Source organism: Actinomadura luzonensis, from assembly GCF_022664455.2.
GTDB classification, from domain to species: Bacteria; Actinomycetota; Actinomycetes; order Streptosporangiales; family Streptosporangiaceae; genus Nonomuraea; species Nonomuraea luzonensis.
In genome coordinates, this window is record NZ_JAKRKC020000001.1 from 5,425,929 (window position 1) to 5,449,351 (window position 23,423).

General features: G+C 73.2%; 22 protein-coding genes. 4 read left to right on the forward strand and 18 right to left on the reverse strand.

The window, feature by feature from the left end:
• Window positions 1–8: 8 nt before the first annotated feature.
• The 9 genes from MF672_RS25815 to MF672_RS25855 all read right to left on the reverse strand — a co-directional run bounded on the left by MF672_RS25815 (window position 9) and on the right by MF672_RS25855 (window position 10,573).
• Window positions 9–1,511 carry an FAD-dependent oxidoreductase gene (locus MF672_RS25815; protein WP_242374730.1) on the reverse strand — a complete coding sequence of 501 codons (1,503 nt, stop codon included), beginning with the start codon at window positions 1,509–1,511 and terminating at the stop codon, window positions 9–11.
• The gene (locus MF672_RS25820; protein WP_242374729.1) at window positions 1,508–3,244 is read right to left on the reverse strand and encodes an alpha-amylase family protein; all 1,737 of its coding nucleotides are present in this window, start codon (window positions 3,242–3,244) and stop codon (window positions 1,508–1,510) included. Before MF672_RS25820 ends, MF672_RS25815 begins: the two co-directional genes overlap by 4 nt.
• A gap of 3 nt (window positions 3,245–3,247) precedes the next feature.
• Window positions 3,248–3,748: a family 1 glycosylhydrolase gene (locus MF672_RS51830; protein WP_308210515.1), complete on the reverse strand. Its 501-nt coding sequence runs from the start codon at window positions 3,746–3,748 to the stop codon at window positions 3,248–3,250.
• A 19-nt stretch (window positions 3,749–3,767) separates the two neighbouring features.
• Window positions 3,768–4,598, reverse strand: coding sequence for a carbohydrate ABC transporter permease (locus MF672_RS25830; RefSeq protein WP_242374728.1), 831 nt, complete (start codon window positions 4,596–4,598; stop codon window positions 3,768–3,770).
• Window positions 4,595–5,527, reverse strand: a complete 933-nt coding sequence (locus tag MF672_RS25835; RefSeq protein ID WP_242374727.1) for a carbohydrate ABC transporter permease — start codon at window positions 5,525–5,527, stop codon at window positions 4,595–4,597. Before MF672_RS25835 ends, MF672_RS25830 begins: the two co-directional genes overlap by 4 nt.
• Window position 5,528: 1 nt before the next feature.
• Window positions 5,529–6,923, reverse strand: a complete 1,395-nt coding sequence (locus tag MF672_RS25840; RefSeq protein ID WP_242374726.1) for an ABC transporter substrate-binding protein — start codon at window positions 6,921–6,923, stop codon at window positions 5,529–5,531.
• 375 nt (window positions 6,924–7,298) lie between these two features.
• Entirely contained in the window at window positions 7,299–8,918 is a 1,620-nt protein-coding gene (locus MF672_RS25845; RefSeq protein WP_507161374.1) for a monocarboxylic acid transporter, read from the reverse strand.
• Window positions 8,915–9,205 carry a DUF485 domain-containing protein gene (locus MF672_RS25850; RefSeq protein ID WP_242374725.1) on the reverse strand — a complete coding sequence of 97 codons (291 nt, stop codon included), beginning with the start codon at window positions 9,203–9,205 and terminating at the stop codon, window positions 8,915–8,917. The genes MF672_RS25845 and MF672_RS25850 overlap by 4 nt, the downstream gene beginning before the upstream one ends.
• 204 nt (window positions 9,206–9,409) lie before the next feature.
• Window positions 9,410–10,573 carry a trans-sulfuration enzyme family protein gene (locus tag MF672_RS25855; protein WP_242374724.1) on the reverse strand — a complete coding sequence of 388 codons (1,164 nt, stop codon included), beginning with the start codon at window positions 10,571–10,573 and terminating at the stop codon, window positions 9,410–9,412.
• An 11-nt stretch (window positions 10,574–10,584) separates the two neighbouring features.
• Here MF672_RS25855 and MF672_RS25860 point away from each other — a divergent pair, with 11 nt between their 5' ends.
• Complete coding sequence (locus tag MF672_RS25860) at window positions 10,585–11,625, forward strand: LacI family DNA-binding transcriptional regulator (protein WP_242374723.1); 1,041 nt, start codon at window positions 10,585–10,587, stop codon at window positions 11,623–11,625.
• A 63-nt stretch (window positions 11,626–11,688) separates the two neighbouring features.
• Entirely contained in the window at window positions 11,689–14,007 is a 2,319-nt protein-coding gene (locus MF672_RS25865) for a helicase-associated domain-containing protein (protein ID WP_242374722.1), read from the forward strand.
• A 5-nt stretch (window positions 14,008–14,012) separates the two neighbouring features.
• Here the strand turns inward: MF672_RS25865 and MF672_RS25870 are convergent, their stop codons facing one another.
• Genes MF672_RS25870 through MF672_RS25890 form a run of 5 tightly spaced genes read right to left on the reverse strand, consistent with a single transcriptional unit; the run spans window position 14,013 to window position 18,365 of the window.
• A complete protein-coding gene (locus tag MF672_RS25870; RefSeq protein WP_242374721.1) occupies window positions 14,013–15,500 on the reverse strand; it encodes a sodium/solute symporter in 1,488 nt (495 codons plus the stop codon).
• Window positions 15,497–15,931, reverse strand: a complete 435-nt coding sequence (locus MF672_RS25875; RefSeq protein ID WP_242374720.1) for a hypothetical protein — start codon at window positions 15,929–15,931, stop codon at window positions 15,497–15,499. Before MF672_RS25875 ends, MF672_RS25870 begins: the two co-directional genes overlap by 4 nt.
• Window positions 15,928–16,677: a LytR/AlgR family response regulator transcription factor gene (locus MF672_RS25880; RefSeq protein WP_242374719.1), complete on the reverse strand. Its 750-nt coding sequence runs from the start codon at window positions 16,675–16,677 to the stop codon at window positions 15,928–15,930. The genes MF672_RS25875 and MF672_RS25880 overlap by 4 nt, the downstream gene beginning before the upstream one ends.
• Window positions 16,678–16,710: 33 nt before the next feature.
• Complete coding sequence (locus MF672_RS25885; RefSeq protein ID WP_242374718.1) at window positions 16,711–17,892, reverse strand: sensor histidine kinase; 1,182 nt, start codon at window positions 17,890–17,892, stop codon at window positions 16,711–16,713.
• 59 nt (window positions 17,893–17,951) lie between these two features.
• Complete coding sequence (locus MF672_RS25890; protein WP_242374717.1) at window positions 17,952–18,365, reverse strand: HIT family protein; 414 nt, start codon at window positions 18,363–18,365, stop codon at window positions 17,952–17,954.
• A 55-nt stretch (window positions 18,366–18,420) separates the two neighbouring features.
• Here MF672_RS25890 and MF672_RS25895 point away from each other — a divergent pair, with 55 nt between their 5' ends.
• Both MF672_RS25895 and MF672_RS25900 read left to right on the forward strand, forming a co-directional pair.
• On the forward strand, window positions 18,421–19,947 hold the full coding sequence (locus tag MF672_RS25895) for an MFS transporter (protein WP_242374716.1): 1,527 nt from the start codon (window positions 18,421–18,423) through the stop codon (window positions 19,945–19,947).
• A 7-nt stretch (window positions 19,948–19,954) separates the two neighbouring features.
• A complete protein-coding gene (locus MF672_RS25900) occupies window positions 19,955–20,548 on the forward strand; it encodes a TetR/AcrR family transcriptional regulator (protein WP_242374715.1) in 594 nt (197 codons plus the stop codon).
• A 45-nt stretch (window positions 20,549–20,593) separates the two neighbouring features.
• Here MF672_RS25900 and MF672_RS25905 read toward each other — a convergent pair whose 3' ends face one another.
• Genes MF672_RS25905 through MF672_RS25920 form a run of 4 tightly spaced genes read right to left on the reverse strand, consistent with a single transcriptional unit; the run spans window position 20,594 to window position 23,403 of the window.
• Window positions 20,594–21,034 carry a protease inhibitor I42 family protein gene (locus MF672_RS25905; RefSeq protein ID WP_242374714.1) on the reverse strand — a complete coding sequence of 147 codons (441 nt, stop codon included), beginning with the start codon at window positions 21,032–21,034 and terminating at the stop codon, window positions 20,594–20,596.
• A complete protein-coding gene (locus tag MF672_RS25910) occupies window positions 21,031–22,023 on the reverse strand; it encodes a YihY/virulence factor BrkB family protein (RefSeq protein ID WP_242374713.1) in 993 nt (330 codons plus the stop codon). Before MF672_RS25910 ends, MF672_RS25905 begins: the two co-directional genes overlap by 4 nt.
• Window position 22,024: 1 nt before the next feature.
• Window positions 22,025–23,026 (reverse strand): DUF3618 domain-containing protein, encoded by a 1,002-nt coding sequence (locus MF672_RS25915; protein WP_247815432.1) that lies wholly within the window; start codon window positions 23,024–23,026, stop codon window positions 22,025–22,027.
• A complete protein-coding gene (locus tag MF672_RS25920) occupies window positions 23,023–23,403 on the reverse strand; it encodes a phage holin family protein (protein WP_242374711.1) in 381 nt (126 codons plus the stop codon). Before MF672_RS25920 ends, MF672_RS25915 begins: the two co-directional genes overlap by 4 nt.
• Window positions 23,404–23,423 lie beyond the last annotated feature (20 nt).

The following is a 23,423-nucleotide window of genomic DNA, read 5'->3' on the forward strand; positions in this document are numbered from 1 at the left end:
CGCGGCGTTCAGAGCGACAGCACCTGGCCGGCGGCGGCCAGCTCCTCCTGGAGGGCCGCCACGTCCACGTCCTGCACCGCCTGGCCGCCGGCCGCCGCCCGCGCGGCGGCGAGCCCGGCGGCGTGGCCCAGCATCTGGTACTGCACCTCCATCCGGATCGACGAGAACGCCACGTGCGAGGCCGACACGCAGACCGGCACCAGCAGGTTCGCGCACTCCTCGCGCCGCGGCACGATCGCCCGGTAGGGGATCTGGTACGGCGGCACCCGCACCGACAGGTAGCCCTCGGTGACCACCATCGGCACCGGGTCCGGGTGCTCGTACACCCAGCGCCAGGTGCGCTGCACCTCCCGGACGTCCAGGTGGTAGGAGCCCATCGCGACGGCGTCCGGCCAGGGCCGCGCGCCGCGCAGGTCGTGCTCGGTCAGGTGCGCCTCCCCCAGCATCCGGCGCGCCTCGCGCACGTAGAGCTGGTGCGGCAGGTGCCCGGTGCCGGCGAACTCGTCGGCCGGCAGCCCCCACCGTCCCAGCTCGGCCCGCACCCGCGCGGGCACCTCGGGGTCGGTGGCGAGGAAGTACAGCAGGTCCTGGGCGTGGTGCAGGTGGTGCAGCCGGATCCGCTCGCGCTCCTCGGGGCCGGCGTCGGGGTAGGCCCAGGCGGAGCGGTCGAGCACGCTGAGCGAGAACGGGCCGAGCGAGTTGCCGTCGCACTTGCCGTTCGGCAGGTTGGGCTCCAGGCCGACGAGCCGCCCGGCCGGCACCTCGGCGCCCTGGTCGCGCCAGTGCCGGAACAGCCGCCGGCCCAGCTCCCAGTGCTCCTCGTCGTAGCCGGGCCGCCGCTCGAACGGGACGCGGTCAGGGGCGGTGGACAGGCACACGCGGTAGCCGTACGACATGACGCCGCCGTCGCCCGCGCCGACCTCGGCCATCGGCCCGTCGGCGACCTGCGGCAGCAGGCCGCCGTCCGCCCGGAACGGGGAGATCCACGGCGGGAAGTTGTGCCTGCCGGGCACCACCTCGCGCCGCCCGGCGAAGCTCTCCCCGTGCAGCGCGCGGTCCTCCCGCCCGACCCGGTAGCCGACGCCGGCGGCGGCCATGAGGTCGCCCTCGTAGCTCGCGTCCACGAAGACGGCGGCGGCGTGCCGCCCGGCGGAGACGATCCGCCCGCCGGCCGTGACCACCTCGCCGAGCGGGGCCTCGAACACCACCTCCACCCCGGCCCGCTCCAGCCAGCCGGTGAGGATCCGCTCGGCGACGTGCGGCTCGGGGCCGGCGTAGTGGCCGGGCGCGACCCCGTAGGCGTCGGCGACGGCCTGGCGGAACCCGGCCGCCATGCCGCCCAGCACGCGCGGGTCGCCGATGTCGGTGTAGCCGAGCCCGCCCGAGGTCATGCCGCCGACGTGCCGGCCCGGCTCCAGCAGGACGGTGTCGAGGCCGCGGCGGGCGGCCGCGACGGCGGCGCACACCCCGGCGGACGTCGCGCCGTGCACGACGACCTCCGCCTGCCTCATCCCCTGCGCCCCTCGCGCCGCCGCGCGGACCACCAGGCGGCGACCCGGCGCAGGTCGTCGCCGGTGATCTCCTCCAGGGAGCCGTCCACGCGCTCGGCGTAGTAGAGCGCGGGCACCCCGAGCGCGGGTTGCGCCGCCGAGTAGGCGAGCCAGTCGGCGCGGGTCGGCATCGGCCACTGGTCGGTGTCGATGAGGTGCCGGGGCATGGCGTGCGCGGCGACGGCGTGGCGGTAGCGGAGCTGGTCGGCGGCGGGCACCCGCTCGCCGCGGGCGTCGTACTCCAGCACGTCGTTGAGCCGGATCATGTCGGTGACGCCGCCGAACGCCGGGTGCGGGGTGTGGGTGATCATCAGGGCGTCCGGCTTGACGGCCTTGGCGGCCTCGTACAGGGTGGCCAGCAGCTCGTGCAGCAGCGCGAAGCCCCACGTGGAGCCGTGCGCCTTGAGGTGCGAGCCGCTGGGCGACCACTGCGTGAAGTCGACCTTGAAGCCGTCCGCGTCCAGTTCGCCGAGCAGCCGCTCCATGACGGCCCGCACCCGCCGCCGGTAGGCCGGGTTGGACGGGTCGGCGGCCACCGCGTTCCCGCCCGCGTCCAGCACGCACTCCTCGACCGGCAGCCCGTCGGCCGACCAGGCCCGCCACCACAGCAGCACCCGCTGCCCGCGCGCGTGCCGGGCGGCGACCCAGCCGCGCAGGTCGGGCCACTTGTCCGGGTCCGGCTCCGGGTCGCCGTAGGTGAGCTGCCAGCGGTCGTCCACGACGATCGTGCCGGGCACGACGCCGTGCCGCTCCAGCCGGTCCAGCCACTCGTCGTAGAGGTCCTGCCGGGAGAGCTGGACGGGGCTGACCCGGCCGTTGGCGCGGGCGCACTGGGCGCCCCAGCCGCAGAAGATGGGCTCGCTCCACCAGGCGTGCCGCTCGCGGGACGGGCCGGCCGGGGCGAGGTTGCGGGTGAGCAGGTCCTGGCGGTGCTGGGTGATGGCCTCCCAGGGCGAGCCGGCCAGCCAGAGCACGAGGGCGGGCGAGGTCCACGAGCCGCGCACCTCGGTGTGGCACTCGTAGTCGAGGCGCAGCAGCGCGCCGCCGTCCACCGGCTCGTAGGTCAGCTCGGTGAAGGTCAGCTCGGCGATCCCGGCGCGCACGGCCGCCGCCAGCCAGGTGCCCTCGGGCACGTCGGCGGGCCCGGCCGGCTCCTGCTTGGTGAAGGCCAGCAGCAGCGGCGGCGGCGAGAAGACCGCGTGCAGCCGCCCCGGCGAGGCGTCGCCGACGACGGTGAGCGCGACCGCCGCCGACAGCGGCCGGACGACCTGCACGGGGTGCGCGGGCGTGGGGCTGAAGACGCCCTGGGCGTGCAGGCCGCTGCGGAACGTTCCCGCGGCCCGGGAGTTGAGCACGGCCCGGCCGCCGAGCAGCGTCACGTCGGACAGCACGCCGTCGCCCTCGACCCGCACCTCGACGGCCAGCGTCTCGGGGGTGCAGGTCAGCCGGACGGTCTTGGCCTCCCACGCGGTGCTGCGCTGCGGGAAGTCGAAGATCACCTCCCCCTCGCGCTCGGCGAGCACGGGCGGCAGGGTCTCGTAGGTCTCGTCGCGCCCGGCCGCGGTGCCCACCGAGGCGAGGAGGCTGAGGCTCGCCCAGCCTTCCAGCTCGGCGCTGGCGTCGGTGCGCGAGACGGTCAGCCGGTAGTGGCCGGTGTCCAGGTGGTACGCCTGGTCGGTGGTGGTGATGCGCATGGTCTAGCCGAATGCCTCGATCCTCGGCGGGCCGGGAGGCGTGCCGCCTCCCGCGATGAGCCGGGCGTGGAACCGCCCGGAATCCTTGATCACGCGCCTTCCGGTCGCGTGGTCGACGTGGACGAGCCCGAACCGGGGCCGGTGCCCCAGGGCCCACTCGAAATTGTCCATCAGCGACCAGTGGAGGTAGCCGCGCACGTCGGCGCCCGCCTCCAGGGCCTGCCGGACGGCCTCGACGTGGTCACCCGGGTGGCCGGCGCGCCCGGCCGGGCCGGAGACGCGCCAGGGGGACGGGCCGGGGGGCGCGGCCGCCATGACCCGGCGCGTGTAGGAGTCGACGCCGAGGAAGTCGCCGCGCCCGCCGATGGCGGCCTCGTCGCCCTCCTCGTTGACGCCGAGGCCGGCGCCGAGCGCCCGTTCCCAGTGCCCGCGCATGCCGGCCGGGTAGCCGTCGCCGAGCGGCGCGATGATCCGATCCGGTACGCGGAGGCGCCCGCGCCCCACAGGAAGCCCGCCGGGAAGCTCATCCCTTGCTCCCGGTGGTGGCGATGCCCCTGACGAAGTGCTTCTGCCCGAGGAAGAACAGGATGATCATCGGGACGGTGGTGATGACGCTGGCCGTCATGACGATCTCCCAGTGCCACTCGCCGCCGAAGCCGAACTGGTCGAGCAGCGCCTTCAGGCCGCGCGGCACGGTGAAGGTGCTGGAGTCCCGCAGGTAGATGAGCGGCCGCATGAGGTCGGTCCAGGCGGCCTGGAACTCGAACAGCAGCGTCACCACGACGGCCGGCTTGCACAGCGGCAGCGCGATCCTGGTGAAGATCTTCCAGTTGTTCGCGCCGTCGATCTTGGCGGCCTCGAACGGCTCGCGCGGCAGCCCGAGGAAGAACTGCCGCAGCAGGAAGATGTAGAAGGCGCTGCCGAACAGGTTCTGCGCCCACAGCGGCGTGAGCGTGCCGACCATGCCGAGGGAGTTCCAGATGAGGAACACCGGCACCATCGTGACCACGCCCGGCAGCATCATCGTGGCCAGCACCACCCCGAACAGCGCGTTCCTGCCGGGGAAGCGGAAGTAGGCGAACCCCCAGGCCACCATGGCGCTGGTGATCGTCACCGCGACCGCCGCCAGCACGGTGACGAACAGCGTGTTCGCCATCCACAGCGCGAGCGGCGCCTCGTTCCACACCTTGATGTAGTTCTCGAAGGTGAAGGTCTCGGGGATGATCCGGTGGTCGAACACCTCGCTGCGCGGCTTGAAGGAGGCGCTGAGCAGCCAGACGAACGGGTAGATGAAGGCGATCGCGAAGCCGCTGAGCGCCGCCCAGGTCAGGATCAGCCGGATGCGCCGCCTCACGGCTGCCCCCCTTCGTAGTGCACGAACCGCCGGGTGACCAGCATCTGCACGCCGGTGATGGCCATGATGACGAGGAACAGCAGCCAGGCCAGCGCCGAGGCGTACCCCATGTGCAGGAACTCGAAGGCCTGCTGGAAAAGGTAGATCGCGTAGAACAGCGCGGCGTCGTTGCTGTAGGTGGTGTTGCCGGAGCCGAAGAAGGCCGTGTACGCCTCGGTGAACGACTGCAGCGCGTTGATGGTGTTGACGATGAACAGGAAGAACAGCGTGGGGCTGATCATCGGCACGGTGATGCGCAGCGTGCGCCGCCACCAGCCGGCGCCGTCCACGAGCGCGGAGTCGTAGAGCTCCTGCGGGACGGCGCGCAGCGCGGCCAGGATGATCACCACGGAGGAGCCGACGGTCCACAGGCTCATCAGCACCAGGCCGGGCTTGACCCAGGCCGGGTCGGTGGTCCAGGCGGGCCCGTCGATGCCGAAGACGCCGAGGAAGCCGTTGATGAGGCCGTTCTGGCCGTTGAAGAGCAGCAGCAGCAGGATGCCGACGGCGACCGGCGGGGTCATCTTCGGCAGGAAGAACGCGGTGCGGAAGAACCCGGTCGCCCGGGTGGCGCCGTTGAGCAGCAGCGCCAGCCCGAGCGAGACGATGATGTGGGCGGGCACCGACAACACCGTGAAGACGAAGGTGTTGCGGAGCGCCAGCCCGACCTTCGGGTCCTCGAAGAGCTGCGCGTAGTTGTCGAAGCCGACGAAGTTCGGGTCGTTGATGACGTCGTAGTCGGTCAGCGACAGGTACGCGCTGTTGATCACGGGCCAGGCGGTGAAGACCAGGAACCCGATGATCCAGGGGCTGATGAACAGCAGGGCCGCGCGGGTCTCGATCCACTGCGCGCGCCGCCGGCGCGGCGCCTTCGTGCGGGACGCGGACATGTCAGTTCGTGCGCTTCGTCCAGCCGGCCCACGCCTTGTCGAGCGCCGCCTGGGCCTCCTGCTGGGCCTTGTCCATGGAGGACTGCGGCTTGTCCTGGCCGTTCAGCACCCGGTTCACGCCGTCCTGCCAGGCCTTCTTGAACTCGTTGTCGGCGGGGTTGGCCGGGAGGCTGAAGGTGTGGTCGTTGGCCTCGTAGAAGGCCTTGACACCGGAGTCCCAGGGCTCGCCGCCGGAGGTCAGCATGGCCTTGATCTCCTCGTCGGCCTTGACGTTGCCGGTGAGGATGCCGGTGAACGGCTTCTTGTCGGCGTTGCGCTTGTCCAGGCGGGCCTGGGCGGCGGCCTTCCAGGTGTCGACCAGCGTCATGGTCTTGGCGAAGCGGCAGGCCGCGCCGGGGTTCTTGGCGCCCTTCGGGATGGCCCAGGCCGAGCCGGAGGAGTAGGCGAGCGGCTCGCCCTGCGGGGTGCGGAAGGTGTCGAAGGCGAGCGGCGCCTTGGGCGAGACGTCGTTGAGCACGTTGACGTACCACTGCTCCATCGGCATCGCGCCGAGCGCGTCCGTGGCGAACTGGTTGCCCTTGCCGAAGAAGTCGGCCGAGTCGCGCAGGGCCTTGACCTTGGCGAAGCCGCCCTGGGCGTCGTAGATGCCGACCGCGAACTCCAGGGCCTTGACCACCTGCGGGCTGTTGAGCTGGGCGGTCCTGCCGTCGGCGGACAGCAGGTCGGCGCCGTTGGCCTTGGCCCACAGGGGCAGGAACTCCGGCAGCTTGCTGTCGTAGCCGATGACCTTGAGCTTGCCGCCGGGGGCGCTGAAGAGCTTCTTCGTCGCGGCGGTCACCTTGTCCCAGTTCGAGCCGTTGACGTCCTCGATGGTCAGGCCGGCCTTCTTGAGCAGGGCGGCGTTGGCCATGGTGATCTGCACCTGGTTGAACTCGGGGATGCCCCACACCTCGTCGCCGAAGGTGACCTGGGCCAGCGCGTTCTTGTTGTACATGGAGGTGTCGATCTGCTCGCCCTGGACGCAGGCGGTGAGCGGGATGATGGCGCCGCGCGAGGCGAACGTGCCGATCTGGTCGCGGTTGGCGTAGATGATGTCCGGCGGGTCGCCGGCCGCGACCGCCGACAGGAACTGCTGGATGTCGAGGTCGCCCTCGATGAGCTTGACGTCCGCCCCGCCGAGGGCCGCCTTGGCCTTGTCCACCCGGGTGGTGCCGATCTCGTCGGTCGCGCCGAAGCCCATGACGGAGATGGCGCCCTGGTACTTGGCGCCCGGGTCGAACTGGCCTGGCGACTGTGAGGGAGCCGCCGCGCCGCCGCCGGTGCCCTTGGCGCACGACGTGAGCGCGAGAGCCAGCGACACCGAGACGACGGACCAACGAACGAGGGGGGACTTCATGGGATATCTCGCCTCCACACTGAAAAAGCGGGCATCAGGCATGCTGATGACGGCCACGCGGCGCCAAGGCAGTGTGGCAACGTTCACACATCTGAGAACGTACCCATACCGCTGAAAGCCCGTCAACCACTCATTTCACTGCGTTTCCCTGTCGTTAAGATCCCCAGCGGTGTGGGACGCGCCGGGTCTTCTTCCCAGGTAGGCGCTTCCAAACCTGCGCCGGACGCGAAGAAGGGCCCGGCCTCGCGGACGAGACCGGGCCCTTCGGCGCGGAAGGCGCCCGGGCGGGGGTGGGCGCCTCCGGCGGGGAGGCGCCCTCAGGGCAGGTGGCGCCTCGGCTTCTGCGTGCGGTGCTGGAGAGCTAGTGCTGGGGGTCTAGTGCTGGGTGGCCTTCTCCGCCCCGACTCCGGTCAGCGAGCGGACCTCGATCTCGGCGTACTTGGCCTCGTTGTGCTCCTTGCTGAGGATCGTGCCGAGCCAGCCGCACAGGAAGCCGACCGGGATCGACACGATGCCCGGGTTGCTCAGCGGGAACCAGTGGAAGTCGGCCGTGGTGAACAGCGCCGTCGGCGCGCCGGACACGACCGGCGAGAAGATCACCAGCACCAGGGCGGAGATCAGGCCGCCGTAGATGGCCGCGACCGCGCCGGCGGTGTTGAAGCGCCGCCAGAACAGGCTGTAGAGGATCGCGGGCAGGTTGCCCGAGGCCGCCACCGCGAAGGCCAGCGCCACCAGGAACGCCACGTTCTGGCCCTGGGCGAGGATGCCGAGGCCGATCGCGACCGCGCCGATGATCAGCGCGGAGACCCGGGCCACCACGACCTCCTGCCGCTCGGTGGCCTGGCCGCGCTTGAAGACGTGCGCGTACAGGTCGTGCGAGAAGCTGGAGGAGGAGGCCAGGGTGAGGCCGGCGACCACGGCGAGGATCGTGGCGAAGGCCACCGCGCCGATGAGCGCGAGCAGGATCGTGCCGCCGACCGAGCCGAAGATCTCCTCACCGATCTTCTGCGCCAGCAGCGGCGCGGCCGTGTTGCCCGCCTTGTCGCCCTTGGTGATCGCGTCCTTGCCGACCAGCGCCGCCGCGCCGAAGCCGAGGACCAGGGTGAGCAGGTAGAACACGCCGATGATGCCGATGCCCCAAAGGACCGACTTGCGGGCCTCCTTGGCGGTCGGGACGGTGTAGAAGCGGATGAGGATGTGCGGCAGGCCGGCCGTGCCCAGCACCAGGGCGAGGCCCAGGCTGATGAGGTCGATCTTGCCGGCCAGGCCCTGCGCCTCGGTGCCGTACTTCAGGCCGGGGCTGAGGAAGCTCTCGGGGTTGGCCTTGGGGCCGCTGACCGTGGCGGCCTGCCCGAGCAGCCCCGACAGGTTGAAGCCGAACTTGCCGAGCACCAGCAGCGTCACCAGCGCCGCGCCGCTCATGAGCAGCACGGCCTTGACGATCTGCACCCAGGTGGTGCCCTTCATGCCGCCGAACACCACGTAGATGATCATCAGCGCGCCGACGCCGACGATCGTCCACGCCTTGCCGGCCGGGCTGGTGATGCCGAGCAGCAGGCCGACCAGCGCGCCCGCGCCGACCATCTGGGCCAGCAGGTAGAAGATGCTGACCACGATCGTGGAGACGCCGGCGGCGGTGCGGACCGGGCGCGGGCTCATCCGGAAGGCCAGCACGTCGGCCATGGTGAACTTGCCGGAGTTGCGCATCAGCTCGGCCACCAGCAGCAGCGCGACCAGCCAGGCCACCAGGAACCCGATCGAGTACAGGAACCCGTCGTAGCCGGACAGCGCGATGATGCCCGCGATGCCGAGGAAGGACGCGGCCGACATGTAGTCGCCGCCGATGGCCAGGCCGTTCTGCACGCCGCTGAACGAGCGGCCGCCCGCGTAGTAGTCGGCGGCCGTCTTGGTCTGACGGCTCGCCCAGAAGGTGATCCCCAGCGTGGCGGCGACGAAGGTGAGGAAGAGGATCATCCCCAGGGTGGTGGAGCTCACTGGGTCTTCTCCTCGACCTCGTGGCGGAGCTTGTCGGCGATGGGGTCCAGCTTCTTCTCGGCGTGCCGGGCGTAGGCCCAGGCGATGAGGAAGGTGGACACGAACTGCAGCAACCCGAAGATCAGCCCGACGTTGATGTCGCCGAGCACCTTCGTCGCCATGAACCCGCGTGCCCAGCCCGACATCACCACGTAGAGCAGGTACCACACGAGGAACGCCACGGTCATGGGGAACGTCCAGGCCCGGAAGCGGCGTTTCAGCTCCTGGAACTCGCTGCTTCCCTGCACGGTTTCATAGACCGAAGCGTCATGTTCTTGAGTCGTCACGAGACCTCCACTGTGATGCGGATCACGCTCAACGTAAGAGCGCAACCTACCCCGCGTGGAGGTCCCTGGAGGGGTTCTTCGCCGAGCCGCCGCCGGGCGGCGATTAGTTGGGACGGGCCTGCGGTGAAAGGTCCTTCTTGCGCGACGAGCGGTAGGTCATCCCGTTCATCCCTTGACGGCTCCGGCGGTCAGCCCCTCGGCGAGATCCTTGATCAACGTGTCCGCCGGCTCCAGGCCGACCGACAGGCGGACCAGGCCGGCCGGGATGCCCATCGTGGCGCGGACGCTCTCCTCGGTGGACAGGGCCGGGGCGTTGACCAGGCTCTCGAAGCCGCCCCAGGAGACGCCGATCCGAAAGTGCCGCAGCTTGTCCAGAAATTTCGCGACTTGGCGGGTGTCGTCCGTCGCCAGCTCGATGCTGAACAGACTGGAGAACCCCGACATCTGCCGCGACGCGATCCCGTGCCCCGGATGCGACGGCAACCCCGGATGGTTGACCGCCCGCACCCCCGGATGCCCGGCCAGGAAGCGCGCCACCGCCAGCCCCCGCTCCTGGTGCGCAGCCATCCGCACCGGCAGCGTCCGCAGGCCCTTGATCACCTTGGCCGCGTCGTGCGGCGACATCGCCGCCCCGTAGAGCTGGTACTCGGTGCGGGCGAGCGGCCTGATCAGCCGGGCCGGCCCGGCGACCACGCCGCCGACCAGGTCGCTGTGGCCGCCGACGTACTTCGACAACGAGTGCACGACCAGGTCCACGCCCAGGGTGAGCGGCTTCTGGAACAGCGGCGTCGACCACGTGTTGTCCATCACCGTCACGAGCCCGCGCGCCCGCGCCCAGGCGGCGACCCCGGCGATGTCCACCACCTCGTACGCCATGTAGGACGGCGACTCGAAGTACAGTAGGCGGGTCTCCTCCCTGATAGCGCTGTCACACTCCGCGAGGTCGCCGGCATGCGTGTGCGTGACCCCGAACTTCTCCAGGTAGCGCAGGAACTGCGTGGTCGGCCCGTACACCGCGCCCAGCACCAGCACGTGGTCGCCCGCCGACACCAAAGACGAGATCGTCGCCGAGATCGCGCCCATCCCGGAGCCGAAGCACTTGGCCCGCTCCGCCCGCTCCAGCGCGGCGAGCTTGCGCTGGGCGAGGTCCACCGTCGGGTTGGTGCCCCGCCAGTAGACGTAGCGCTCGTCCTCGTTCCTGATGGCCTCGCCCAGCTCCTCCGCGGTCGCGAACGTGAACAGCGAGTTCTCGAACACCGGCGGGTTGACCGCGCCCAGCGCCCACGGCTCGTCCTCGCCCAGCCGGCCGCAGATCCAATCGTCATCCATGGGGGCAGACTATGACAGCGCGTAAGCCCACCATGGCGGACGTGGCCCGGCACGCGGGCGTCAGCCTGAAGACCGTCTCGCGGGTGGTCAACCAGGAGCCGCACGTGCGGGCGTCGCTGCAGCGGCGGGTGCAGGCGGCCATCAGCGCGCTCGGCTACCGCCGCAACGAGGCCGCCGCCCGGCTCGCGCGCGGCGCGAGCATGCTCACGCTCGGCCTGGTGATGGAGAACATCTCCAACGAGTTCTACGCGCGGCTCGCCGCGGCGGTCGAGGCCGCGGCCGCCGAGCACGAGGCGCTGGTGGTGTTCGGCTCGTACGAGGAGAGCCCGGACAAGGAGCGCATGCTCATCGAGTCGATGGCGGCGCGGGGCGTGGACTCGCTGATCGTCGTCCCGTCGGCGGCCGACCACGCCTGGCTGGCCGAGCACGCGAGCCTCCGCCTGGTCTTCGTCGACCGGGTGCCGCGCGGCCTCGCCGCGGCCGACGTGGTGATGCTCGACGACGAGCGGGGCGGGCGGGATGCCACCGGGCACCTGCTGGCGGGCGGGCACCGGCGGATCGCGCTCATCTCCGACGACGACGGGCTCAGCTCCGTCCACGACCGCGCCACCGGCTACCGCGCCGCCCTCGCCGCGGCCGGACTGCCGGTGGACGACGGCCTCGTGGTGCGCGGCGTCTTCGACCCGGGGCTGGTGGCGCGGGAGGTCACGCGCCTGCTGGGCCTCGCCGACCCGCCGACCGCGTTCTTCGCCACCAACAACCGGGCGGCGATCGGCATCCTGCAGGCGCTGCGGGAGCGGGCGGCGCGGCCGGAGCGGGCGGCGTACGCAGGACCGGCGGACGTGGGGCCGGCGTACGTGGGGTTCGACGACTTCGCGCTGGCGGACGTCTTCAGCCCGGGGGTGACGGTGGTGCGCTACGACGTCTCGGCGCTGGCGCGGAGCGCGGTGGAGCTGCTGCTGCGTCCGCAGGAGGGGGCCCGGCGGGTCCGCGTCCCGGTCGAGCTGGTCCCCCGCGGCTCCGGCGAGCTCCCCCCGCCTCTCTCCCCCTGACCCGCCCCCTGCCGGTCTCCGTTCGGCCTGCTCGTTGTCGGCGGCGCTCGCTAAGCTCGGGCCGTGCTCCGCACTGCCGCCGAACTCGCCGCGCTCATCGAGCACCGCCCGGAGCTGGCCATGGCTCCCTCCGTCGCGGTGGTCGAGCGCCTGCTGGCCCGGCCCGAGCTGGCCGTCCCCGCCCTGCTCGACCTCGACGCCGACTGCCACGTGGTCAGCCAGGCCGTCCAGGCGGCGGGCGGCGCCACCACCCGCCCCGCGCTCGCCGCCGCCCTCGACGACCCGAAAGGCCGCCTCGGCGAGGTGCTGGCGACGCTCGCCTCCCGCGGCCTGCTCCTCCTCGACGGCGAGTCCGTACGCTCCCCGCACCGCCCCGGCCTGTGGGAGCACCCGCTGGCCCTGGGCCGGCCGCTGCGGGAGCTGGCCGAGGAGCTGACCGCCGACGCGCTGCGGGCGCTGGTGGTCTCGCTCGGCGGCCGTCCGCGCCGGCGCAAGGCCGAGCTGGCGTCCCAGGCCGAGGAGCTGCTGCGCGACGGCGCGGCCGTCCGGGCCCGCGCCGCCCGCCTCCCCCGTCAGGCCGCCGACCTGCTGCGCCTGATGGCGACCGAGCAGCCGGTGCTGGAGAGCGAGCAGATCCATCACGGCGGCCCCTGGGCCCGCGCGCACCCGCTGCGGCGGCTGGTCGAGGACGGGTTCGTCGTCTCCGACGGGTGGGCGTACGAGATGCCGCGCGAGGTCGCACTCGCGTTGCGCGGCGACGGGTGGAAGCCCGCCCTGACCGGCCCGCCCGACGTCACCACCCGCCCCCTGCACACCGCCGTCCCCCTCCCGTCCGCCCCCAGGACCGGCGCCGGTGGGACGAAAGCCGACGAAACGAAAGCCGAGGAAACGGAAGCCGACGGGACGGAAGCCGACGGGACGGGGGCCGCGCTGGTCGCGCTCGATCGGGTCGAGGCCCTGGTCGAGCTGGCCACGACCGCGCCCGTCAGCGAGCTCAAGGCGGGCGGCGTGGGCACGCGCGAGCTGCGCCGGGTGGCCAAGGCGCTGGGCGTCACCGACCAGGAGGCGACCCTGTGGCTGGACGTCGCGCACGCCGCCGGTCTCCTCGCCTCCGACGGGGGCGAGCGCCTGACCGGCACCACCCTGGCCGACGACTGGCTGTCCCGCTCCCCCGCCGCCCGCTGGCGGGCGCTGGCCGCGGCCTGGCACCGGCTTGCGCAGGCTCCCACGTTCCGGGTGGTGGGGTGCTGCGAGGGGCACATGGACGCGCTGGCTCCTCCGTACCCGTTCGACAGCGGCGCGGGGGCGATCCGCCGTGCCGTCCTCGACACGCTGCGCACCCTGCCGCCGGGCGTGGCGACGGACGCGCCGGGCGTGATGGCGGCCGTGCGCTGGCGCACCCGCGCGGCCGCCGAGTCGCCGCCGGCCGCCGAGTCCTTCGCGGCGGCGGCCCTGCGCGAGGGCGACCTGCTCGGTCTCACGGCCGGCGGCGCCCTGACCCTCCTCGGCCGCACCTACCTGACCCTCACCGACACCCCCGACCGTGACGCCCCCGACCGTGACGGCGGCGATCCGCTGGACGGCCTGTTCCCGGTCCCCACCCGCACCGCCACCCTCCAGAACGACCTCACCGCCATCGTCCCCGGCCTGCCCTCCCCCGGCCTGGCCGCCCTGCTCAACGCCTGCGCCGACCTGGAGTCGCGCGACCGGGCGAGCGTGTGGCGCTTCTCCGAGCGCTCCGTCCGGCGCGCCCTCGACACCGGCCTCGACGCCGAGGCGCTGCTCGACGGGCTGGCCAGGCACAGCACGAAGGCGGTCCCCCAGCCCCTGCGCTACCTCGTCACCGACACGGCGCGCAAGCACGGCACGCTGCGGGTGGCCGCCGCCCCGTCCGTGGTGGTCGCCGCCGACCCGGCCACCCTCGCCGGGCTGTGCCGCGCGAAGGCCCTCCGCAAGCTGGCCCTGCACCAGGTCGCCCCGACGGTCGCGCTGTCCGCGCTGCCGCCGGAGGAGACCCTGCGGCTGCTCCGGCAGGCGGGGCACGCGCCGGTGGGGATGGCCGCCGACGGCACGATCAGGGCCGAGGCGGCCCGGCGGCACCGGCTCCCGGTGGACGCCGAGCCCGTCCCCGACCCGGCGGCGACGGCGGCCGCGATCCTGCGGGGCGACGCCGCGCCCGACGGCACCGCCGAGGCGCTGGCCCTGGCGGCGGCGACCGGCGGGTTCGTCGTCGTCACCTGGCAGCGCCGCGAGCACGTCATGGACGCCGTGACGGTGACGGGCGGCACGGGCACGGGCGGCACGGTCTCCGGCTTCTGCCACGACTGCGGCCGCGGCCACACCTTCGACCGGGCCCGCGTCAGGCGGGCGTACCTGCCCTAGCGGGCTCAGGAGGAGCGGGGCCGCCAGTCGCCGCGGTCGAGGTCCAGGTTCTCGGGGGTGTGGAGGCGCACCATGATGCGGGCGACGCCGGCCGGCACCCGGTGCGGCGTCAGGAACGACACCGACACCATCACCACGAACGCGATGGGCACCGTCCAGGCCGCCGGCTGGGCCAGCAGCGCGGCGGTGAAGCCGTCGTACGGCGCCCCGGTGATCGTGGCGAGCACCGCGCCGCAGGCGAGGCCGCCGCCGACGAGCAGCCCCGCGAGGGCTCCCGTCGTCGTCAGGCGGCGCCACCAGATGCCGAGCACCAGCAGCGGGCAGAACGACGAGGCCGCCACGGCGAAGGCGAGCCCCACGACGTCCGCCACGGGCAGCTCGCGGGCCCACAGCGCCAGGCCCAGCGGCACCGCCACGGCCATGAGGGTGGCGATCCGGAACGAGCGGACCGACCCCTTCAGCAGGTCCTGGGCGATCACCCCGGCCACGGAGACGGTCAGCCCGGACGAGGTGGACAGGAACGCCGCGAACGCCCCGGCCGTGAGCAGCGCCGTCAGCAGGTCGCCGAGGGTGCCGCCGATCATGCGGGCGGGCAGGGTGAGCACGACCGTGTCGGTGCGGGTCAGGTCGGGGGCGTAGAGCCGGCCGAGCCAGCCGTACGCGGCGGGCAGCAGGTAGAACGCGCCGAGCAGGGACAGCACGACGAGCGTGGTGCGGCGGGCGGCCCGCCCGTCGGGGTTGGTGTAGAAGCGCACGAGCACGTGCGGCAGCCCCATGGTGCCGAGGAACGTGGCCAGGATCAGCGAGTACGTCGAGTACAGCCCGTACTCCTTGCCGCCGGACAGCGGCACCTGCCAGGTGGCGGCGTCCGCCGGGCTGATCCCGGGGGCGCCGCCGGAGCGCCAGGCCATGAGCAGGAACACCAGCGGCACGGCCAGCGCCGTCAGCTTCAGCCAGTACTGGAACGCCTGCACGAACGTGATCGACCGCATGCCGCCGGACAGCACGTTCACCGCCACGACCAGCGCCACCAGCAGCCCGCCGGTCCAGCCGGGCGCGCCGGTGATCTCCCGCAGCACCAGCCCGGCGCTCTGGAACTGCGGCATCAGGTAGAGCCAGCCGATGAGCACGACCAGCACGCTCGCCGTGCGGCGCACGGCCATGGACTCCAGCCGGGCCTCGGCGAAGTCCGGCAGCGTGTACGCCCCGGAGCGGCGCAGCGGTGCGGACACCAGCACCAGCAGCACCAGGTAGCCGCCGGTCCACCCGACGGGCAGCCAGAGCATGTCCACGCCGAAGGACAGGATGAGCCCGGCGATGCCGAGGAAGGACGCCGCCGACAGGTACTCGCCGCCGATGGCGGAGGCGTTCCAGAGCGGGCTGACCGTGCGGGAGGCGACGTAGAAGTCGGAGGTGGTGCGCGAGACCCGGATGCCGAACGCGCCGATGAGGACGGCCGCCACCACGACGACCAGCACCGCTGTCAGGCTCATCGGCGCTCGACCAGCTCGGCGAAGTGGCGTTCGTTGCGCTCGGCCTGGCGCACGTACAGCCAGGCCCCGAGGACGAAGGCGGGGTAGATGAGCCCGGCGAGCACCGCCCACGGCAGCGGCACGCCGAGCAGGTCCACCTCGCGCAGCTCGGGGATGAGCAGGAACAGCAGCGGCAGGCCGCCCACCACGCAGGCCAGCACCGTGCAGACGAACAGCGCCAGCCGGAACTGGGTGCGCAGCAGGGAGCGCATGTACACCTCGCCGAGCCCGGTCTGCTCGTCGATCTCGCGGGTGGCGGGGTAGCGGGGGCGGCGCGCGGCGGTGGCGCGGGGGCTGGTCACGGCGACCCGCCGCGGCGCCTCGGCCGCCCGGCCGTCGCGGGCGGCTCCGCGCGGGGCGCGCCGGGCCGGACGGGACGGTTCGGCGGTCATTCGGGCCTTCCCTTGCGCGCGCGCCGCACCAGCAGGTCGCGCAGCTCCCTGGTGTGCCGGCGGCTGACCGGGATCTCGGTGCCGCCGACCCGCACCGTGCACCGGCCGGAGTCGATGTGCAGCTCGTCGATGTGCTTGACGGCCACGAGGTGGCTGCGGTGCACCCGGACGAACCCGGCCGGGGCCCACCGCTCCTCCAGCGTGGCCAGCGGGATGCGGACGAGGTGGGAGCCGGCCGCGGTGTGCAGCCGGGCGTAGTCGCCGTGCGCCTCGACGTAGACGACGTCGGCGCTGGAGACGAACCGGGTCACCCCGCCCAGCTCGACCGGGATCGTGTCGCTCTCGCCGCCCTCGGCCGGGACGTCCGCCGAGACCGCGACCCGCCGGATCGCCTCGGCCAGCCGCTCCGGCCTGACCGGTTTCAGCAGGTAGTCCTCGGCCTTGATCTCGAAGGCGTCCACGGCGTGCTCCTCGTACGCCGTCACGAACACCACCCGGGGCGGGTTGGCGAACTGCGACAGCAGCCGGCCGAGCACCACCCCGTCCAGGCCGCGCATGCGGATGTCGAGGAAGACCGCGTCGATGGGCCGGCCGTCGGCGATGGCCCGGTCCAGCAGCCGCAGCGCCTGGGAGCCGTCGCGGGCGGTCGCCACCTCGCCGATGCGGGGGTCGGCGCGCAGCAGGTACGACAGGTCTTCGAGCGCGGGCAGCTCGTCGTCCACCGCGAGGACCCGGAGTTGTGCCATAGACAGTGATGAAACCGACAACAAAGATCGAGGTCAACGGGCAGAGACGCCCGGGTGATATTTCGGCAACCTGATGTTGACCTTCGTGCCCGCGCCCTGGCCGGTCTCGACCACCAGGCCGTACTCGTCGCCGTAGACCTGGCGCAGCCGCTCGTCCACGTTGGCGAGCCCGACGCCGCCCTCGGGGACGATCTCACCTGCGAGGATGCGCCGCAGCCGCTCGGGGTCCATGCCGAGGCCGTCGTCCTCGACGCTGATGCGGCACTCGGCGCCGGCGTCCTCGGCGACGATCGTGATGCGGCCGACGCCGTTGCGGCTCTCCAGGCCGTGCCGGACGGCGTTCTCGACCAGCGGCTGCAGGCACAGGAACGGCACCGCGACGGGCAGCACCTCGGGCGCGATGCGGAGGGTGACCTGGAGCTGGTCGCCGAACCTGGCCCGCTCCAGGATCAGGTAGCGGTCGATGGAGCGCAGCTCCTCGGCGAGCGTGGTGTACTCGCCGTGCCGCCGGAAGGAGTAGCGGGTGAAGTCGGCGAACTCCAGCAGCAGCTCCCGGGCCCGCTCCGGGTCCGTGCGGACGAAGGAGGCGATCGTGGTGAGCGAGTTGTAGATGAAGTGCGGCGAGATCTGCGCCCGCAGCGCCCGCACCTCGGCCTCCATGAGCCGGGTGCGGGAGCGGTCGAGCTCGGCCAGCTCCAGCTGGGAGTCCACCCAGCCGGCGACCTCCTGCGCGGCCCGCACCAGCCCGGCCGACGCGCTCTGGCTGTAGGCGATGAGCGCGCCGACGACCCGGTCGTCGGTGGTGAGCGGCACCACGACGGCCGTCCTGATGGGGCATTCGAGCAGGTCGCAGTCGAGGGTGAGGACCTGGGTGCGGCCGTCCTCCAGAGTGGCGGCGGCGTGCTGGAAGGCCTGGTCGGCGTGGTGGTCGTCGCCCTCGCCGTCGTAGACGAGCAGCCGTTCGGCGTCGGCGACGGCCACGGCGGGCGCGTTGAGCAGGGCGCGCAGGTGCCGCGAGGCGCGCTCGGCGCCCTCGCCGGTGAGCCCGGCGCGCAGCGGCGGCCCGGCCAGCGAGGCGGTGTGCAGGGTCTCGAACGTGGCGCGCTCGGCCGGGCCGGTGCCCAGCTCGCGGCGGCCGCGCATGACGCGCCAGAGCACGATCGCGGGCACGCCGACGAGCACCGCGACGACGGCGCTGCCGACTACGTACTCCACGGGCACCTCACGCGGCCGAAGCCTAGCCTCCCGGGGCGAGTGCGCTCAAAGGCCGCCGTTCACACGCTGGAGAGGGCCGCGGCGATCCTGGCCGCGTACGAGCCGGCCTCCTCGGCGGAGTCGTACGTGGTGCGCGGCCAGAAGAAGCCGCGCAGCCCGTCCTTGCGGTGCCGGGGCACCACGTGCACGTGCAGGTGCGGGACGCTCTGGCTGATCCGGTTGTTCATGGCGACGAACGTGCCGCCCGCCTCCAGCCCTTCCTCCACGGCCCGCGCCATGGCCTGCACCCGGGCGAAGAACGGCCCGACGTCGCCGAGGTCGGTCAGCGTCTCGGCGTGGGCGCGGGGCACGACCAGCACGTGCCCCTTGAACACCGGCCGGGTGTCGAGGAACGAGACCGCCACGTCGTCGGAGTGCACGAGGTGCGCGGGCCGCTCGCCCGCGACGATCTCGCAGAACAGGTCTGTGCTCACCCGTCCGACCCTATCGGCCCGACATTTGGCGACATGTTGTTGCTATGTTGGAGACATGGTGTCGCTAAACGAGCGGACCCGGCAGAGCTGGCTCCCCCTCTTCGTGCTCGGCGTCGGCATGTCGATGATCATCATCGACGCGACCATCGTGAACGTGGCCGTCCCCTCGATCATGGGCGACCTGCGGCTGTCGGCCACCGACGTCGAATGGGTGAACTCGATCTACTCCCTCACCTTCGCCGCCCTGCTGGTGCCGCTCAGCCGCATGGGCGACCTGCGCGGCCGGCGGCGGACGTTCACCGCCGGCCTCGTGGTCTTCCTCGCGGCCAGCGTCCTCGCCGCGCTGGCGGGCACCGGCGCGCTGCTCATCGGCGCCCGCGTGCTCCAGGGCGTCGGCGCCTCGATGGTCGTGCCGATGACGCTGGCGATCATCAACGCGCTCTACGCCGGGCCGCGCCGCACGGTCGCCTTCGCCGTCTGGGGCTCGATCATCGGCGGCATGGCCGCGCTCGGCCCGCTGCTCGGCGGCTGGCTGGTCACCGGGCACGGCTGGCGCTGGGCGTTCTGGGTGAACCTGCCCATCGGCCTGCTCGTCCTGCTCGGCACGGCCAAGGTGCCCGAGTCGCGCGACCCGCACGCCCGCGGCTCCGACCTGCCCGGCGTGCTGCTGTCCGTCATCGGCACCTCGGCGCTGGTGTTCGGGCTCATCGAGGGCCAGCGGTACGGGTGGTTCACCCCGGTGGGGGACCACGCGCTCTCGCCGATCCCGTTCGCGTTCGCGCTGGCGGCGCTGGCGCTCACCGCGTTCACGCTGGCCGAGCGGGCCCGGGCGCGGGCGGGCCGGCCGGTGATCCTGGACCTGTCGCTGCTCCGCATCCCCTCCTTCCGTTACGGCTGCCTGACCGCGATGATCGTCACGCTCGGCGAGTTCGGCATGATCCTGGTGCTGCCGCTGTTCCTGCAGTCCGCCATGCGGTTCACCGCCTTCGAGGCGGGGCTGGTCATCGCCGCGCTGGCGGCCGGGACGTTCCTCGCCGGCGGCGTGGTGCCGAAGCTCCGGCTGGCCCCGCGCCTCATCGTCCGGCTCGGCCTCGGGCTGGAGGCCGCCGGCGCGGTCGCCGTGGGCCTGTCGGTCACCCCGTCGCTCGGCCACTGGACGCTGGTGCCCTGGCTCGTCCTCTACGGCGTCGGCGTCGGCTTCGCCTCCGCCCAGCTCCCGAACCTCACGCTGGCCGACGTGCCGCCCCGCCAGTCCGGCGTCGCCTCCGGGCTGCAGAGCGCGATCCGGCAGCTCGGCGCGGCCGTCGGCATCGCCGTGCTCGGCTCCGTCCTGGTGACCGGCCTGGACGCGGCCATGGCCCACCGCCTGCCCGCCGACCGCGCGCTCGGGCAGGCCGTGCGCGACAGCGCGGGCGCGGCCGTCGCCGGGATCAGGGACCCGGTCAGGCACGCCGCCGCGGTGGCCGCCGCCGCCGACGCCACCCGCCGGGTGACCGTCTTCACCGGCCTCGTGCTGCTCGGCGGCGTCGGGGTGACGCTGCTGCTGCCCGATACTGGGGTGGGACGACGCGAGGAGGAGTGAGGTTCCGGTGCCGAGGATCAGCGCGGCCACGGTGGCCGACCACCGCGCCGGCCAGCACGCGGCCCTGCTGGCGGCGGCGATGGAGATCCTGGTCGCCGAGGGCGCGGCCGGGCTCACCCCGGCCGCCGTCGGGGCGCGCGTGGGGCTGGCCCGCTCCAGCGTCTACCGCTACTTCTCCTCCACCGCCGACATCCTCGCCCAGCTCGTCGAGGCCGCCATCCCGCGCTGGGCCGCTCGCCTGGCCGGCGCGGCGGCGGCCGACGGCGGGGCCGAGGCGCGGGTGCGGGCCTTCGGCGAGGTGACGCTGTCGTTCGCCGCGCACCCCGACTACGCGCTGCTGCGCGCGCTGAGCGCGGTGGACCTGCCGCCGAGCTGCCGCGACCGGCTCGACCAGCTCCACGAGACGATGATCGGCCCGCTGCGCGGCATCCTCGCCGACGCCGGGCACGACGACCCCGACCTCGTGGCCCATCTCGGGTGGAGCCTGCTCGGCGAGGGCCACCGCCGGCTCGCCGCCGGGCCGCCCGACCCGGCCGCCGTCAGCCGCACGGTGCTGGACGTGCTGGTCCGCGCCGTGCTCCCGCGCGGCACGCCGTCCTGACGGGCTCCCTCAGGACGGCGGCTGATCACGGCCGAGGCTGGTCCGTCACGACGGCGGCTGGTCCGTCACCGTGAGCGTGAAGACCGCCTCGCCGGACTGCCGCTCGCTCTCCTCGCCCTGTGGTGTGCGCTGCGACCCGCAGCGCCAGCAGTCGAACAACCGGACCTCGGTCGTGCCCGGCCCCTTGGCGTTGAAGACGAAGTAGCTGGTGCTCCCGGAGCCGGGCTGGTCGCCCTCGCCGCGGCGCTCCTCGCTGATGAACGAGGCCACCTTCGCGTCCGGCACCGCCACCAGCGACCAGCTGTCGCCCACCGACGCGTTGCCCGTCACCGCCAGCGAGAAGCGCTGCCCGGTGCGGAGCTGCACCGGCACGGTCGTGCCCTTGGCGCCCTTGACGACCGTGCCGAAGTCGCTCACCGCGGACCCGGCGCCGCATCCCGCGAGGAGCAGCAGGCCGAGCCCGGCGGCGACCGTTCGAAGTGTCATTCCGGCAGGTTATCGGCCTTCGGCGGATCGCGGGGCACGGCGTACGGCTCCCGCTCGGCGGGCCGGCCCTCGGCGATGGCCCGCTGCCGCATCAGCTCGGCGTCCAGCTCGGCGCCGAGCAGCAGAGCCATGTTCGACAGCCACAACCAGACCAGGAACACCACGATCCCGGCCAGCGCCCCGTACGTCTTGCCGTAGGACGCGAAGTTCGCCACGTACAGGGCGAAACCGCCGGAGACCGCCACCCACAACACGATGGCCAGCACGCTGCCCGGCGAGATCCAGCGCAGCCCGGGCTGGCGCACGTTCGGCGCGGCCCAGTACAGCAGCATGATCAGCCCGGCGGCGACCACCACCATGAGCGGCCATTTGAGGATGTCCCAGGCGACCACCGCGGCGTCGCCGAGGCCGAGCGCCCTGCCGACCCCCTCCGCCAGGTCGCCGGTGAGGGTGACGGCGATCGCGCCGAGCGCCAGCAGCACGGTGGTCACCAGGGTGAGGCCGATCCGCAGCGGCGTGGTCTTCCAGAACGGCCGGCCCTCGTCGATGTCGTAGATCGCGTTGCCCGCCCGGATGAAGGCCGCGATGTAGCCGGAGGCCGACCACAGGGCGACCAGCACACCGGCGATCGCCACGGCGCCCGCCGCGCCGGCGCCCTGCTGCGCCGCCTCGATGCTCTTGACGATCAGGTCGCGCACCTCGGCGGGCACCAGCACCAGGATGCTGCCGAGCTGGGCCGAGGCGTCGCCCCGCCCCAGCAGGCCGAACACCGCCACCAGCACGATCAGCGCCGGGAAGATCGACAACACGGCGTAGTAGGTGAGCGCGGCCGCGAGGTCCTGGACCCGGTCGTCCTTGAACTCGATCAGCGTGCGCTTCAGCACCGTCCACCAGGCCCGCCGGGGGAAGCCGCCCGGGCCCTCGGGGACGTCGCCGGGCCCGCCGGCCCGGCCGGGTGACGCGCCGGGCAGGTCTCGGGAGGTCGTCACCTCACAGGCCCCGGCGGCGCCCGGTCACGCGGAGCTTCACCGTGGGACGGCCCAGCAGGCGGCCCCGCACCAGGCGTCCCCGTACGACGCCGCGCGGCAGGCGGCCCTTGACCAGCCGGCCCTGCGCCTGGCGGCCACGGGTCATGCCGCCCCGCACCAGGCGGTCCATGGCGGTGCGGCCGGCCGTCACGCCGCCCGTCACGCCGGCCGTCACCTTGCGGCCCACCACCTGGCGGCCCGTCGCCACGCGCCCGGCGAACGTGCGGCGGGCGGCGGCGCGGCGCGGCCTGCGGCGCACGAGGAGGGCGGCCACGGCGCCGGCGGCGGCCATGAGCAGCACCGGCTTGCGCCTGGCCTCCTCGGCGACGGCCCGCATCTGGTCCGGCGCGTGCTCGCCGACCCGGCCGGCCACCTCGGACGTCTTGTCCTTCACGGCGACCGCGGCGTCCGCCGCGCGGGCCTTGACCGTCTCGGCGGCCCCGACCGCGCGGCCCTTGGCCGCCTCGGCGGCGTGGCTCGCCCTGGACTTGACGTCGGCCTTGCCGGCCAGCGCGCTCACCGTCCGGCCGAGCTGTTCGCGCGTCTCCTCGATGTCCCTGCGCACGGCGCGTTTGCCGGCGTCCTCCTCGTCGTCCGCCTGCTCCCGGCGGACCGCGTGCGCGCCGCCCTCGCGGGAGGTGCCCATGCCCGTGCCGGCACTGGTGCCGGTGCTGGTGCCCGTGCTGGTGCCGCCCTGGCCCGCCTGGTTGGTGCCCTGCATGGAACGTTCCTCGGCGCGGCGGCTCTCGACGGCGTCGGTGCGGTCGTCCTCGATGGGCGGCTGGGGGACGAAGGTCTCGTGACCCAGCCGGTGGGCCTCCTCCTCGCGCGCGTTCTCCGCCGCCCCCGGCCTGGTGGGCGGGACGTTGACGGACTCGCGCTCGGTCGGCGTGCCCACTGTCGCCCGGTGGGCGCCGACGTCACCGGCGTGCTGCTCGCTGTATCCGGGATTCGTCTCGCTCATCGGCGTGCCCTCTCCTTGACCATGTCGATATCGGCCTTGACGCTCGCGATGGTCTCCTCGGGGACCGGCGGCGTGGCGCGTTGCACCTGGTTCTTGCCGACCAGGCCCAGCACGGCGGCGGCGGCGAGCAGGACGCCGCCCACGATGGCGGCCGCCGCCCAGCCGGGCATGACCAGAGCGAGGAGCAGGACCACGGCGGCCACGACGGCGGCCCCGCCGTAGAAGGCGGCCGTCCCGGCCGCGCCGAACAGGCCCGCGCCGAACCCGGCGCGTTTGCCTTTCTCCGTGAGCTCGATCCTGGCCAGGCGGAGTTCGTCCTTGACCAGCCTGGTGACCTGCTCGGAGAGATCGCTGACCAGTTTCTGGGTGTCGTTCACGATCGTTCGCCTCCTCCGTC

What these genes read in the sequence shown, in the direction of transcription:
- MF672_RS25815 (WP_242374730.1), bottom strand. Translation starts at nt 1,511, where the DNA reads ATGAGGCAGGCGGAGGTCGTCGTGCACGGCGCGACGTCCGCCGGGGTG.
- MF672_RS25820 (WP_242374729.1), bottom strand. Translation starts at nt 3,244, where the DNA reads ATGCGCATCACCACCACCGACCAGGCGTACCACCTGGACACCGGCCAC.
- MF672_RS25835 (WP_242374727.1), bottom strand. Translation starts at nt 5,527, where the DNA reads ATGTCCGCGTCCCGCACGAAGGCGCCGCGCCGGCGGCGCGCGCAGTGG.
- MF672_RS25840 (WP_242374726.1), bottom strand. Translation starts at nt 6,923, where the DNA reads ATGAAGTCCCCCCTCGTTCGTTGGTCCGTCGTCTCGGTGTCGCTGGCT.
- MF672_RS25855 (WP_242374724.1), bottom strand. Translation starts at nt 10,573, where the DNA reads ATGGATGACGATTGGATCTGCGGCCGGCTGGGCGAGGACGAGCCGTGG.
- MF672_RS25860 (WP_242374723.1), top strand. Translation starts at nt 10,585, where the DNA reads ATGACAGCGCGTAAGCCCACCATGGCGGACGTGGCCCGGCACGCGGGC.
- MF672_RS25870 (WP_242374721.1), bottom strand. Translation starts at nt 15,500, where the DNA reads ATGAGCCTGACAGCGGTGCTGGTCGTCGTGGTGGCGGCCGTCCTCATC.
- MF672_RS25875 (WP_242374720.1), bottom strand. Translation starts at nt 15,931, where the DNA reads ATGACCGCCGAACCGTCCCGTCCGGCCCGGCGCGCCCCGCGCGGAGCC.
- MF672_RS25880 (WP_242374719.1), bottom strand. Translation starts at nt 16,677, where the DNA reads ATGGCACAACTCCGGGTCCTCGCGGTGGACGACGAGCTGCCCGCGCTC.
- MF672_RS25895 (WP_242374716.1), top strand. Translation starts at nt 18,421, where the DNA reads ATGGTGTCGCTAAACGAGCGGACCCGGCAGAGCTGGCTCCCCCTCTTC.
- MF672_RS25905 (WP_242374714.1), bottom strand. Translation starts at nt 21,034, where the DNA reads ATGACACTTCGAACGGTCGCCGCCGGGCTCGGCCTGCTGCTCCTCGCG.
- MF672_RS25915 (WP_247815432.1), bottom strand. Translation starts at nt 23,026, where the DNA reads ATGAGCGAGACGAATCCCGGATACAGCGAGCAGCACGCCGGTGACGTC.